The 13,363-nt window shown below is 37.9% G+C and carries 11 protein-coding genes; 6 read left to right on the plus strand and 5 right to left on the minus strand.

Features of this window, described 5'->3' with window-relative positions; genetic code table 11:
- Positions 1-10: 10 nt before the first annotated feature.
- From ACQ334_RS23935 to ACQ334_RS23950, 4 genes are all read right to left on the minus strand, one after another.
- Positions 11-307: a DUF4157 domain-containing protein gene (locus ACQ334_RS23935; protein ID WP_430990821.1), complete on the minus strand. Its 297-nt coding sequence runs from the start codon at positions 305-307 to the stop codon at positions 11-13.
- A 9-nt stretch (positions 308-316) separates the two neighbouring features.
- Positions 317-697, minus strand: coding sequence for a hypothetical protein (locus tag ACQ334_RS23940; RefSeq protein ID WP_430990822.1), 381 nt, complete (start codon positions 695-697; stop codon positions 317-319).
- A 38-nt stretch (positions 698-735) separates the two neighbouring features.
- Positions 736-1,209: a thioredoxin-dependent thiol peroxidase gene (bcp, locus tag ACQ334_RS23945; protein WP_430990823.1), complete on the minus strand. Its 474-nt coding sequence runs from the start codon at positions 1,207-1,209 to the stop codon at positions 736-738.
- Between the two features lie 74 nt (positions 1,210-1,283).
- Entirely contained in the window at positions 1,284-2,993 is a 1,710-nt protein-coding gene (locus tag ACQ334_RS23950; RefSeq protein ID WP_430990824.1) for a M23 family metallopeptidase, read from the minus strand.
- A 54-nt stretch (positions 2,994-3,047) separates the two neighbouring features.
- Here ACQ334_RS23950 and ACQ334_RS23955 point away from each other — a divergent pair, with 54 nt between their 5' ends.
- The 3 genes from ACQ334_RS23955 to ACQ334_RS23965 all read left to right on the plus strand — a co-directional run bounded on the left by ACQ334_RS23955 (position 3,048) and on the right by ACQ334_RS23965 (position 7,134).
- The gene (locus ACQ334_RS23955) at positions 3,048-3,344 is read left to right on the plus strand and encodes a hypothetical protein (RefSeq protein ID WP_430990825.1); all 297 of its coding nucleotides are present in this window, start codon (positions 3,048-3,050) and stop codon (positions 3,342-3,344) included.
- A gap of 109 nt (positions 3,345-3,453) precedes the next feature.
- A complete protein-coding gene (gene carB / locus ACQ334_RS23960) occupies positions 3,454-6,297 on the plus strand; it encodes a carbamoyl-phosphate synthase large subunit (RefSeq protein WP_430990826.1) in 2,844 nt (947 codons plus the stop codon).
- A gap of 276 nt (positions 6,298-6,573) precedes the next feature.
- Positions 6,574-7,134 carry an ORF6N domain-containing protein gene (locus ACQ334_RS23965; protein ID WP_430990827.1) on the plus strand — a complete coding sequence of 187 codons (561 nt, stop codon included), beginning with the start codon at positions 6,574-6,576 and terminating at the stop codon, positions 7,132-7,134.
- A gap of 235 nt (positions 7,135-7,369) precedes the next feature.
- On the opposite strand, the gene ACQ334_RS23970 is transcribed toward ACQ334_RS23965, so the two are convergent.
- A complete protein-coding gene (locus ACQ334_RS23970; RefSeq protein WP_430990828.1) occupies positions 7,370-7,732 on the minus strand; it encodes a helix-turn-helix domain-containing protein in 363 nt (120 codons plus the stop codon).
- A gap of 132 nt (positions 7,733-7,864) precedes the next feature.
- On the opposite strand from ACQ334_RS23970, the gene ACQ334_RS23975 reads away from it, so the two are divergent.
- The 3 genes from ACQ334_RS23975 to ACQ334_RS23985 all read left to right on the plus strand — a co-directional run bounded on the left by ACQ334_RS23975 (position 7,865) and on the right by ACQ334_RS23985 (position 13,356).
- Positions 7,865-12,715: a DEAD/DEAH box helicase gene (locus ACQ334_RS23975; RefSeq protein WP_430990829.1), complete on the plus strand. Its 4,851-nt coding sequence runs from the start codon at positions 7,865-7,867 to the stop codon at positions 12,713-12,715.
- A gap of 117 nt (positions 12,716-12,832) precedes the next feature.
- Entirely contained in the window at positions 12,833-13,075 is a 243-nt protein-coding gene (locus tag ACQ334_RS23980) for a hypothetical protein (protein ID WP_430990830.1), read from the plus strand.
- Positions 13,060-13,356: a type II toxin-antitoxin system RelE/ParE family toxin gene (locus tag ACQ334_RS23985; RefSeq protein WP_430990831.1), complete on the plus strand. Its 297-nt coding sequence runs from the start codon at positions 13,060-13,062 to the stop codon at positions 13,354-13,356. Before ACQ334_RS23980 ends, ACQ334_RS23985 begins: the two co-directional genes overlap by 16 nt.
- Positions 13,357-13,363 lie beyond the last annotated feature (7 nt).

Here is a 13,363-nt window from a genome sequence, read left to right on the forward strand (position 1 = left end):
CAAAAAGCGATTACTTGTTTTCAGCTTGCCTAGCCTCCACTTCGTACTTATTATTGTAGTAACCCACTTTTATACTTTCATAAAGGTATTTTATTACAAACATAAAAAAGCCGTGTTGCTTAAATTGTTGCACATGGCACAACTCGTGCTTTACCCATGTGGGATTGTTCAAAAAATCTTCTTTGGTAGTATTGTGTAAATGAATGGTTTTGCCCAGTACAAAAGCTACACTATCGGCGCCTAATTTTTTTGCGGCTATATATGCCAGCCAGGAATTTTCTTTTATTTTAAAGTTAATATCGTTCAAGTCAAAATATTAATTATTAGCAGCACCAGCATCAATCCAGCAAATAAATGCATTGATCTGTGCCTGCGTGATAGTGCCACTTTGCGGCATTACGCCTGCAAGTATTTGTGCACGGATATTTGATTTCTTTGCACTCACTTCTGCAAATGTAGTAAGCGGCCCGCCGGAATTTACACTGCCACTTGCATGACAGGTACTATTAAAAGAACAAACCGTATTGAGTATAGGTTGTACATCGGCAGCAAATTTTGGTGAAATATTATTGCAGCTAAATGTTATGCCACCACCCCCGGTTCCCCCACCATTTGCTGTGGTGCTGCTTTTACTGCATGCTGTAAATATGCATATACCGCTAATAATGAGTATGGAAATCAATATTGTCTTTTTCATAATTGAATTTTAAAGCTGTTACACTTTATCAATCGCAATTATTGTTCCAGTAGTTGCCAGGCATTTAAAATTTCTTCGGTATGCTGTTTGCTTTTGGGCTTCAAAAATATTTTTTTTATAACCCCTTTTTCGTCAATTAAAAAAGTAGTGCGGTGTAAACCCATATATGTTCTGCCATACATTTGCTTTTCTCCCCATACACCGTATTTATCAATGATAGTATGATCTGCATCTGCAATTAAAGTAAAGGGCAAATCATACTTGGCTTCAAACTTTTTATGTTTTTTTTCTTCATCAGGACTAACACCTAGCACCACGATCCCTTTCTTTTTCAGCAGTCCAAAATTATCTCTCAGGTTGCAGGCTTGTACTGTGCAGGTTGGGGTATCATCTTCGGGATAAAAATACAAGACTACTTTTTTGCCTTTGTAATCTGCCAGGGAAATTGTTTTGCCATCCTGGTCTTTGCCTTTAAATGCCGGTGCTTTTTGACCCTCTTTTAATGCTGTCATCTCTGTTGTTGTTAATTGGTTTATTAGTTAGCTGGTTAATTGGGCAAGGTATTTTATACTGGTCAACCAATTAACTAACGTATAAAATGATATATTTTTTCCGTTACATTTCCCACCTGGTCTGTTGCAACAATTTTTAATTCATGTTCGCCCGGTTGGCATTTATCATCAAAAAGATAAACAAAGGTTCTGCCTTTATCGTTGCTGAAACGCAACCAGTTGCCGTCTAATGTTGCTGTAAAATTTTCAATTTCTTCGGTATTATCCAATACAACAAATTTTAAAGCAGATAGTTTACTGCAATTCATCCCATCTTTAAAACCAACAGGAGCTATTGTGGGTGGTATAGTATCTATCATCAGTTGAAAGTTACCAAACTCCCTGAAGCTGGCTTTGTACCAGCCATTTTCATACACCGCCTTTACATAGTCATGTTTGCTATTCACAAAGCGGTGCATTACCATTTTATCAGGTAAAGGAGATGTTGCTTTTATTTTTACCGGAAAGTAACTGTGTACCGGCACGCTGGTATTATGCAGTTGGTAAATAGTGTACCCACCGGCTGTTGGCATTTCTTTATATTGAAAATGAATAGTGTCATACAAGGCATTTTCCGGCAAATAAAAACTGATGCTGCTGTTTTCAAAAAGATTAATAAATGATGGGATGAATTTTTTTGCAAAAGGAATGTTGCTTTCATTTGTCTTAGGTACAAAATTGGCGCCACGCCTTACCTGGAATTGTAAGGTAGAAGTATTGCCAAAAGCATCTTTAACCACGATCCTGATATTATGCGTACTATCATCTTCCAATGAGACCAGGCCATCACCGTTAAAGGTTTTGTAGATGCTGTTATTATAGCCGGGCAATCTTGATAAGTGTTCTATAAATGGGCCACCACTGCTTCTCAGCTTGTAATCAATATGAGCATTCAGGTACCTGGTTTCATCATAACTGATATTGTCTATCTGGAAACCACTTACCGGCCTTTCATTATCATATACCATCGCTTCATAAATGCCATTACGGTTAGCGGAAGCATTGTACCTGTCAAAAGCACCAATGCCAAAACTTATTTTATCGGTATTGGTGACCATTAAAGCAGGCGATACAGTATAAACACCTTTTACTTTTTTAACAGCATACATTTTTGCTGTCTGCTCGTAAGTACTTACACATCTATCGTATACCGCTAAACGTACAATATCCGGCGCTACATTATCCGGTAACGGAAAGCCAAATAAAGAAGGGTTTAATACTTTGTCAGTTTTAGTGTCCCGTATTTCAAAATGCACATGTGGCCCCTGCGATCCGCCGGTGCTGCCGCTATAAGCAATGAAGCTTCCTTTTTTTACCGGAAATAAATCAGCCGGGATATCTAAAAAAACTTTCCAGCTTTTTAACTGGTATTGTTGCTCCGTCACATATTTTTCCAGCTCGGGATTAAAATTATTTAAATGAGCATAGAGTGTTGTGAGGCCATTGGGGTGATTGATATAAATAGCACGGCCAAAACCAAAGGGTTCAATTTTAACTTTAGCAATATAACCATCAGCTGCGGCTACTACCTGCAGGTTTTGTTTCTGGTCTGTTCTGCAATCCAATCCCATGTGGTAATGATTGGGCCTTAGTTCGCCAAAATTGGCCACAATACCTTTTGTAGCAATCACCACCGGCCATCCAAAATATTGCTGCGGATAATTTTTAGCGGGAAAAGATTGTGCCTGCACAAAAACGGATACCACACATAATAATACCAATGCAACTGATCTGTATAAATTCATATCTTCAATTATAGTGCAAATCTAATTTTAAATCAATATTAAAAAACATTTATCATGAGTGTCAATTCAAAACATATGGCTACTTTTTTGCTCGGCGCAGCTGCGGCATTGGCAGCGGCAAAATATATGAGCATGACACCGGAAGAAAAAGAAAAACTTGCCGGCGACCTGAAAGACAAGGCCAATAAGCTTAAAACCGAAGCTGAAGGCTTTGCCGACAAAGCAAAGGATTATTTTGAAGAGCTGAAAACCAAAGGCGCAGCGGCATTTAAAGAACATTTAGGGGATGCAGAAAAATTAATGAGTGACCTGTTTGGGAAGAAAGACGGTACTGCATCGAATCCTTCGTAGGTAGGTTCATGCAAACGTTCCCATAAAAAAACTGTGCATATTATGCACAGTTTTTTTATTTCCCCTATTTACAATTACTTTTGCACGCCTTTACAAAGGCAAACTACATATGCCAAAAGACAATTCCATTACATCAGTACTAATTATCGGCAGCGGCCCCATCATTATTGGCCAGGCCTGCGAATTTGATTATAGCGGTACCCAGGCTGCCCGAAGCCTGAGAGAAGAAGGAATCAAAGTGATCCTGATCAACAGTAATCCGGCAACAATTATGACGGATCCCATGATGGCAGATAAAGTGTATTTACTGCCGCTGACTGTAGAAAGTATTGAACAGATCTTAGAAGAAAATGATATTGATGCTGTTTTACCAACCATGGGCGGACAAACAGCATTAAATCTTTGTAAAGAAGTGGATGAACTGGGCATCTGGGAAAAACATAATGTAAGATTAGTGGGTGTGGACATAAAAGCCATTGATAAAGCCGAGGACAGGGAGAAATTTCGCCTTTGGATGATTGAAATGGGCATACCTGTTTGTCCTGCTAAAATTGCCAACTCCTTTTTAGAAGGAAAAGAATTTGCACAGGAAATTGGTTTTCCACTAGTACTGCGTCCTTCCTTCACATTGGGTGGAACCGGCGGCGGTATTGTATTTAAGAAAGAAGAACTGGACGAAGCACTGAACAGGGCACTGACCGCAAGCCCTATGCATGAAGTACTGGTGGAACAGGCAGTATTGGGGTGGAAAGAATTTGAACTGGAATTATTAAGAGATGCTGCCGATAATGTGGCCATCATTTGTACGGTGGAAAATTTTGACCCCATGGGTGTGCACACCGGCGACTCCATTACTGTGGCACCCGCTATGACGCTCAGTGACACTGCATTTCAGCTGATGCGTAACACTGCTATACGCATGATGAGGGCTTTAGGGAATTTTGCCGGCGGTTGTAATGTCCAGTTTGCACTTAATCCGCAAACTGAAGAAATTATTGTGGTGGAAATTAACCCCAGGGTAAGCCGTTCTTCTGCATTGGCCAGTAAAGCTACCGGTTACCCCATTGCTAAAATTGCAGCAAAGCTTGCGGTGGGATATAATTTAGATGAATTAAAAAACCAGATCACCCAATCTACCTCTGCATATTTTGAACCCGTGCAGGATTATGTGATCGTTAAAATACCCCGCTGGAATTTTGATAAATTTAAAGGTGCCGATGATACTTTAGGTTTCCAGATGAAATCGGTGGGAGAAGTGATGGGCATTGGCAGAAGCTTTGCCGAAGCAGTGCAAAAAGCTTGTCAGAGTTTAGAGAATGAATCAGTGGGTTTAGGATATTATGGCAAAAGTTTAATGCATGCCGACGAACTATTGGAATATATTAAGATACCAAAGTGGGACAGGATATTCCGCATTAAAGATGCGCTAATGGCAGGAGCCAGTATCAAGCGTATTTGCGAAAGCACTAAAATTGACCGCTGGTTTATTTACCAGATACAAAAGATATGCGACTGCGAAAAGGAAATTGCAAAATACGACCTGAAAACATTACCGGATGAACTGCTGACCGAAGCTAAATTTTTAGGCTTTAGTGACGAACAGATCATCCGCATTATGAAAGAAGAAAATGCAGAACTGATCTACGAAAGAAGAAAAACAATGGGTTTAACCCGTGTGTTTAAAATGGTGGATACCTGTGCAGCAGAGTTTGAAGCAAAAACACCTTACTTCTATTCTACTTTTGAAAATAAGCCTGCAGGTGAAACTACTTTGATCAGTAACGAAAGCAAATTATCTGCAAAGAAAAAAATAATTGTACTGGGTAGCGGACCTAACCGAATTGGACAGGGCATTGAATTTGATTATTGCTGCGTACACGGGTTACTGGCAGTAAAAGAAGCCGGCTTTGAAGCGATTATGGTGAATTGTAATCCTGAAACGGTTTCTACAGATTTTGATATTGCCGATAAATTATATTTTGAACCTGTTTTCTGGGAACATTTGTGGGAAATTATTGAACATGAACAACCCTATGGAGTAATTGTGCAGCTGGGCGGACAAACTGCTTTAAAGCTGGCAAAAAAATTACATGAGAAGGGCATTAAAATAGTCGGCACATCTTTCAACAGCATGGATATTGCTGAGGATAGAGGAAGATTTAGCGACACCTTAAAAGAGTTAGGTATTCCTTATCCTAAATATGGTACCGCTTATAATACTGATGAAGCTATTGAAGTAGCGAAAGAAGTGGGCTATCCTGTACTCATACGCCCCAGTTATGTAATTGGCGGGCAGCGTATGCGTATTGTATTGAATGACGAAGAACTGGAAAAAGGTATCTTAAGCCTGATCAAACATTTGCCCGGTAACAAAATTCTGATCGATCACTTTTTAGATCGCTGCCAGGAAGCAGAAATTGATGCTATTTTTGACGGCACCGATTTTCATGTGATGGGAGTAATGGAACATATTGAACCAGCGGGTATCCATAGTGGTGATAGCAATGCGGTGTTGCCACAATTTAACCTAACGCCATTAGTGGTGCACACCATGGAAGAGTATGCAGAAAAAATTGCACGTACACTGGAAATAAAAGGGTTGATCAATATTCAGTTTGCCATTAAAGATGGTAATGTATTTGTGATAGAAGCTAACCCACGTGCCAGCCGTACCACACCGTTTATTGCCAAAGCATATCAAATACCTTATTTAAATATTGCTACTAAAATAATGATGGGTGTAAACAGCTTGAAAGATTTCACCTTTGAGAAAAAGATGACGGGTTTTGCCATTAAAGAACCGGTATTCTCTTTCAATAAATTTCCTGGTGTAAATAAAGAGCTGGGGCCAGAAATGAAAAGTACAGGCGAAGCGATACGTTTTATAAAAGATTTGCGTGACCCTTATTTCCGACAGTTGTATAAGGAAAGAAGCATGCACCTGAGTAAATAGAGTCGGGACGCTTCAAGCGGCCTGAATCCTACTGTAGAGAGGCTCACCTAATAAAAATACTTTGAGGTCACAATTTGTGACCTCATTTTTTGTGCTGTAATTACCAGGATCAAATGTTCAAGGTCACAAATTGTGACCTTGAACATTTGATGGCTTCTCCTGGCAGGTGTCTCTGCGACCTGAATGTTTTTATAAATTGTATTGCTGCACTATTTTGTATTTGTTGCCAACCTTTTACATCTCATCAAAGTCTCTTTCTTAAACCCTTCCCCCAATATGCAAATAATACAAAGCATCCAAAACAGGATTTATGAAATAAGAGGCGAAAGAGTTATGCTGGATAGAGACCTGGCATTTCTATACGAAGTGGAAACCAAAGTTTTAAACCAGGCAGTAAAACGTAATATCAAGCGATTCCCAGAAGATTTTATGTTTCAACTTACCAGGGAGGAATTTGAAGATTTGAGGTTACAAATTGAAACCTCAGACAATCATGATTCTTTAAGGTCACAAATTGTGACCATAAAGAATGGCCGGGGTCAGCACCTGAAATATTTACCCTACGCCTTTACCGAACAAGGTGTTGCCATGCTAAGCGGCGTTATCAACTCCGATAAAGCTATCAATATGAATATTGCCATTATGAGAGCTTTTGTAGCGGTGCGCCAGGTTCTATTGAAGCAAAACGACATTAAAGAACAGCTGAAAGAAATTAAAGAACGCATTGGAGAACATGATGTGCAGTTGAATCAAATCTATGATGCGATGGAAAATTTATTAGATGAAAAAGCTGCTCAGCGAAAATGGGAGGACAGGGATAGGATTGGGTTTAAGTAATAAATCGGGTGAATCACCCCTTTAAGGGTGGCTCACCCAGGTAAAAGAATGTTTGATGTCACAATCTGTGATATCAAACATTTTAGGCTGAAAATATTTTTGAATTTTATGTCATCACAATTTGCGACGGCATATTTAATTATCTCTCCCTGGTCGGTGTCTCACCCACCGGAATAGTACAATAAATGATGTGGTAATTTGTATGTAATAGCACCAGCCGGCAATAATACAATGATTACTTCTTTTTCTTCTTTACCTCCGGCTTTTGTAGAATTGTTTTTAAGCTGGCAATTTCCTGTTTTAATTTGTTGACGATTTGGGTTAATTCTTCTACTTCGTTTTTGGTGGCAAAGCCGTAAGGTTTAGGGTCATCTTCGGTTTTGGTGATCAATGTAGTTGATTCCTGAAAAAAGAAAATAATATCTACTTCCAGTATTTTAGCGATCTCTCCAATCCTTCCCACTGATGGGTCAGTTATACCTCTTTCTATTTTAGAATATGCACTTGTTGAAATACCTAATTCGCCGGCCATATTTTCCTGGCTGTAATCTTTGCTTTCTCTCAATTTTCTGATGCGGTATGCTATGTTATTTTTCACATAACAAATTTCCAATCCATGCTGCATAAATATTTTACCTAAAAGATTGTTATACGGCTTTTAAATACTTAATTTGTCTTTTAAGTATAATTATCTCCTTTAACGATATAAATTCAGCTTTTAACCTTACTCATGTCTTTTAATAAAATACTAGCCAAATACCGCAAAATATCTTTTTCTGAACGTGACAAAGGAGATCGCTTTGAACGACTGATGCAAGCATACTTGCAAACCGATCCTAAATATGCTTACCGGTTTAAAAAGGTTTGGTTGTGGAATGAATTTCCCGGAAGGAACGATTTAGGTGGAAACGATACCGGCATTGATCTGGTAGCATTAACTCCTGATGGTGATTACTGGGCTATTCAATGTAAATGCTTCCAGGAAGGTGCTGTAATTGATAAGCCTGCGGTAGATTCTTTTCTCTCCACATCAAGCAGGGAATTTAAAAATGAGCATTTACAAACAGTTAGTTTTTCACAAAGGCTTTGGATTTCTACAACCAATAAATGGGGGCCAAATGCAACAGAGGCAATTAAAAATCAAAATCCACCGGTATCCAGGTTAAACCTTTATGATTTACAGGAAGCACCCGTTGATTGGGAGAAATTAGAAAAAGGTGTTCATGGCGATGCAGCAAAAACAGGTAAGAAGAAAATATTCCCTCATGTTTTAACTGTAAGAGATACAACCAATACTTATTTTAAAACCGCAGACAGAGGTAAACTGATAATGGCTTGCGGTACAGGTAAAACAATTACTGCATTAAAAATTGCAGAGAAAGAAACAGATAATAAAGGGCTGATACTTTTCTTAGTGCCTTCTATTGCTTTACTCGGTCAAACATTAAGAGAATGGTCGGCGCAGGCAGATGAAACAATTAATGCTATTTGTATTTGTTCCGATCCGGAAGTATCAAAAAAGAAAACAAAGAATGATGATAGTGATAATTTCAGTACTGTAGATCTTGCAGCACCGGCATCTACCAATACCGATGATATCATTCATCAATTCAACCAATTTAAAAATAATGGTAATAGTGGAATGACAGTAGTGTTTTCTACTTATCAATCTATAGAAGTAATTGCCCGTGCTCAAAAGGAAATTATTAAACATGGCTTTGGCCAATTCGACCTGATCATTTGTGATGAGGCACATCGTACCACCGGTGTGTCATTAGCAGGCGAAGATGAGTCGACTTTTACTAAAGTGCATGACAATGATTTTATAACAGCAAAGAAACGTTTGTACATGACTGCCACGCCAAGGTTGTACAGCGATGATAGTAAAAGTAAGGCGGCGCAAGCTGATGCTGTTTTATGTTCGATGGATGACACTAAATTGTATGGGGAAGAAATTTATCGTATTGGTTTTGGCGAGGCTGTAGAAAAAGATTTATTAACAGATTACAAGGTGTTGATATTAACGCTTAGTGATAAAGATGTACCGTTGGCGGTACAAAAAATGATTGCAGATAAAGAAAGCGAAATCAATACTGACGATGCTTCTAAATTAATTGGCTGTATCAACGCTTTATCCAAACAAATCTTAGGTGATGAAGGAATTTTAAAAGCTAGTGATCCGGAACCTATGAGGAGGGCCGTGGCTTTCTGTTCAAGCATAGCCGTATCTAAAAAAATAACGGCAACCTACAATACTGCTACAGAAGCTTATATCAGCTCTCTCCCTTTTGATAAAAAAGGCCAAATGGTTTCAGTATCATCAAAACATATTGATGGAACAATGAGTGCCCCTGACCGTGACGACTTGCTGGGCTGGCTAAAAGAAGATACTGAAAACAATGAATGCCGTGTGCTTACGAATGTGCGTTGTTTAAGTGAAGGCGTTGATGTGCCTTCATTAGATGCAGTGATGTTTTTGTCTGCCCGTAACTCACAGGTGGATGTAGTACAATCCGTAGGGCGAGTAATGCGTAAATCGCCGGGTAAAAAATATGGTTACATTATTATTCCGGTTGTAGTTCCTTCGGACGTAGATGCTGCAAGTGCATTGGATGACAACGAACGTTACAAAGTGGTGTGGACAGTATTGAATGCCCTGCGTGCACATGATGATCGCTTTAACGCCATCGTAAATAAAATAGAACTGAATAAAAGCAGACCTCAGCAGATTTTAGTTGGTAGACCTGAATATTCTTTTGATGGAGACGGTATGCCGACTGTTGCCAATGAAGACGAAGCACCTTATGGTAACAGCAAAAATATCAGCCAGCAAATAGCATTACAGTTTGAGCAATTACAAAATGTAGTGTTTGCTCGTATGGTGCAAAAAGTTGGCGACCGAAGGTATTGGGAACAATGGGCAAACAATGTTGCAGAAATTGCAGAACGGCAGATGGAACGTATCAGCCGCCTGATAAAAAATGATATAGTACACCAACAGGCATTTGCAAATTTTTTAGGTGGGCTGCAAAAAAATATTAACCCCAGTATTACACAGCAGGAAGCGGTAGAAATGTTGAGCCAGCATATTATTACTAAACCTGTTTTTGAAGCTTTGTTCGACGGTTATTCATTCGTAAAAAATAACCCTATTTCAGTTTCCATGCAAAATATGCTGGACTTACTGGAAGACCAGGCATTTGATAAAGATGCAGAAACGCTGCAAAAATTTTACGAATCAGTAAAAATGCGTGCCAGTGGTATTGATAATGCTGAGGGCAAACAACGTATCATTATTGAATTGTACGACAAGTTTTTTAAAACTGCTTTCCCAAAAATGGTGGAGCGACTTGGTATTGTGTACACACCCGTGGAAGTGGTGGATTTTATTATTCATTCGGTAAGTGATGTTTTGAAAAAAGAATTTGACCGCAGTTTTGGCGATGAGAATGTACAGATACTGGACCCTTTTACGGGAACGGGGACTTTTATAACACGATTGTTACAAAGCGGATTAATAGATAAAAAAGACCTGCAGCGTAAATACCAAAATGAGATTCATGCAAATGAAATTGTTTTGCTGGCATATTATATTGCTGCGGTAAATATTGAAAATGCTTATCACGATGCAATGGGTAAGACTGACTATGTGCCCTTTGAAGGTATTTGTTTAACAGATACTTTTCAATTGGGTGAAAGCGATAATAGTGAAAAAATGTTTGCTGAAATGTTCTCGCAAAACTCTGCAAGGGTAGCGAAGCAAAAGAAAGCCCCTCTTCGAGTTATTATGGGAAATCCACCTTATTCAGTCGGCCAAAAATCTGCAAATGATAATGCACAAAATCAAAAATATGAACAGTTGGATGGACGCATTGCTAATACTTATGCAGCTTTAACAGATGCCACAAATAAGAACTCTTTATACGATTCTTACATCAAAGCATTTAGGTGGAGCACTGACAGGTTAGATAAAAATGGTGGAATTGTATGCTTTGTTTCCAATGGTGCATGGATAGATGGAAATAGCGCAGATGGCTTTCGGAAATGCTTAGAAACCGAATTTAGTTCTATATATGTTTTCAACTTACGCGGAAATCAACGTACCAGTGGTGAGTTGAGTAGGAAAGAAGGGGGTAAAATATTTGGATCAGGTTCAAGAACTCCTATAGCAATTACTCTGTTAGTTAAAAATCCTTTAGCAAAAAAAGAAAGAGCAATTATCCATTATAAAGATATTGGCGACTACCTTACTAGAGAAGAAAAGCTAACCATTACAAAAAAAAATACTTCGGTTTTAAATGAGATAATGAACTGGAAAATATTACACCCAAATGAACATGGAGATTGGATTAGTCTCCGCACTAACGCATTTGGTCAATTTATTTCCTTAGGAGAAAAAGAGTATTCAAATAGTTTTTTTAAATCCGGACTATATTGTCGTGGTTTAGAAACTGCGAGAGATGCTTGGGTTTATAATTTCAATATAAAAGAACTTTCGAAAAATATTAATAAAACAATTGATTTCTATAATGACCAATTACTAAATCTATCATTATCAGAAAGAAAAACAATTGAATTATTAAAAGAAAAAATAAGTTATGATGATACTCAGATTAGTTGGTCAAGAGCTTTTATAACTGATATTTCTCAAAGCCGATCAAAAAAATTTGAAAATAAAAATATTTTCATTTCTTCTTATAGACCATTTGCGAAACAGTATCTCTATTTCAGTAGAGAATTAAACAATGTTGTTTCTAGAATGGATTCCTTCTTTCCTACTCAATCTCTAAGTAATTTTGTTATTTGTGTATCAGGTATTGGCGTAACAAAAGAATTTACCACATTAGTTTCGAATTCTATTCCTGACTTAGAATTAGTTGGCAAGTCGCAATGCTTTCCGCTCTATTATTACGAAGAACGCCAAAAACAAAGCCCTGGCTTATTTGATGCGGCAGGCGATAGCGAATACATTCGCAGAGATGGCGTAAGTGATTTTATTTTAGAAAGAGCGAAAGCCATGTATGGCAAAACTGTAGGTAAAGAAGATATTTTCTATTATGTATACGGTTTTTTACACAGCCCGGAGTACAGGGAAAAATTTGCCAATGATCTGAAGAAAATGTTACCCCGTTTACCTTTAGTGGAAGATGTAAAAGACTTTTGGAAATTCAGCAAAGCAGGCAGGGTATTAGCAGACCTGCACATCAATTATGAAACTATTGCGCCTTTTGATGGCGTGAATGTAACAGGTGCTGATAGCGGTTTTTATAAAGTAGAAAAAATGCGCTTCCCAAAAAAAGATCAAAAGGAAACCATTTTGTACAACAGCAAAATAACCATCGAAAACATTCCTGCAAAAGCATACGAATATGTGGTAAATGGAAAGAGTGCTATTGAATGGATAATGGAACGTTACCAGATTACTACACATAAAGAAAGTGGTATTACCAACAATCCCAATGATTGGGCAGATGAAGTGGGTAATCCAAAATATATTCTGGATTTATTATTGAGCATCATAAACGTGAGTGTGCAAACTGTTGATATTGTAAATGGGTTGCCGAAAGTTGTATTTGAGTAATAAGTTTACTCCCCAATAATCGTCGTCAATTTGTCGACAGTTCAAGTTTGATATCTCACCAGGCCACGTTTTTCAGTATTCCGTTATTTTTATTAACTTTAATGAAAATATTTGAGTATGAATACCCATGATAAAAAAACAGAAGTACTGGAATTACTCAGCCAGACTAATGATAGCACTTTGATTGATGAAGTATATGATATTCTGCATCCGGAAGCCACACTTGAAAATATCAATATGCAAGAACTTCCAGGCGAGCTACAGCAAAAAATAAATAAAGCGCTTGATGATTATAAAAGTGGTAACTATATCACACATGACCAAATGAAACAAAAAGTGCAGCAATGGCTTACCAAATAATCTGGACTGCCGAAGCTGACAATGATTTTCATTCTATAATCCATTATTTAAAAAAGCATTGGTCTGATTATTCGGCGGAAAAATTTGCTGTAAGAATAATGAAAAAATTAGAGCGAATTGCTGCAATGCCCTATACCCCAAAGTTTACTTCACAGCCCAACATTCAAATAATTAAGCTGGATAAAAAGAATGTCTTGTTTTTTACAATTGAAAATAATTATATGGTGTTGTTGAGTATTTATGCTTATAAAAAAGATATTACACAAAGTAAGTACTATTAATGCCAGA

The organism is Ferruginibacter sp. SUN106 (genome assembly GCF_050611765.1).
Lineage (GTDB): Bacteria > Bacteroidota > Bacteroidia > Chitinophagales > Chitinophagaceae > Ferruginibacter.

Excerpts from the sequence above, each read along its gene's own strand:
- ACQ334_RS23975 (WP_430990829.1), top strand. The coding sequence starts at position 7,865 with ATGTCTTTTAATAAAATACTAGCCAAATACCGCAAAATATCTTTTTCT.
- ACQ334_RS23980 (WP_430990830.1), top strand. The coding sequence starts at position 12,833 with ATGAATACCCATGATAAAAAAACAGAAGTACTGGAATTACTCAGCCAG.
- ACQ334_RS23940 (WP_430990822.1), bottom strand. The coding sequence starts at position 697 with ATGAAAAAGACAATATTGATTTCCATACTCATTATTAGCGGTATATGC.
- ACQ334_RS23985 (WP_430990831.1), top strand. The coding sequence starts at position 13,060 with ATGGCTTACCAAATAATCTGGACTGCCGAAGCTGACAATGATTTTCAT.
- ACQ334_RS23950 (WP_430990824.1), bottom strand. The coding sequence starts at position 2,993 with ATGAATTTATACAGATCAGTTGCATTGGTATTATTATGTGTGGTATCC.
- ACQ334_RS23965 (WP_430990827.1), top strand. The coding sequence starts at position 6,574 with ATGCAAATAATACAAAGCATCCAAAACAGGATTTATGAAATAAGAGGC.
- carB (WP_430990826.1), top strand. The coding sequence starts at position 3,454 with ATGCCAAAAGACAATTCCATTACATCAGTACTAATTATCGGCAGCGGC.
- ACQ334_RS23955 (WP_430990825.1), top strand. The coding sequence starts at position 3,048 with ATGAGTGTCAATTCAAAACATATGGCTACTTTTTTGCTCGGCGCAGCT.
- bcp (WP_430990823.1), bottom strand. The coding sequence starts at position 1,209 with ATGACAGCATTAAAAGAGGGTCAAAAAGCACCGGCATTTAAAGGCAAA.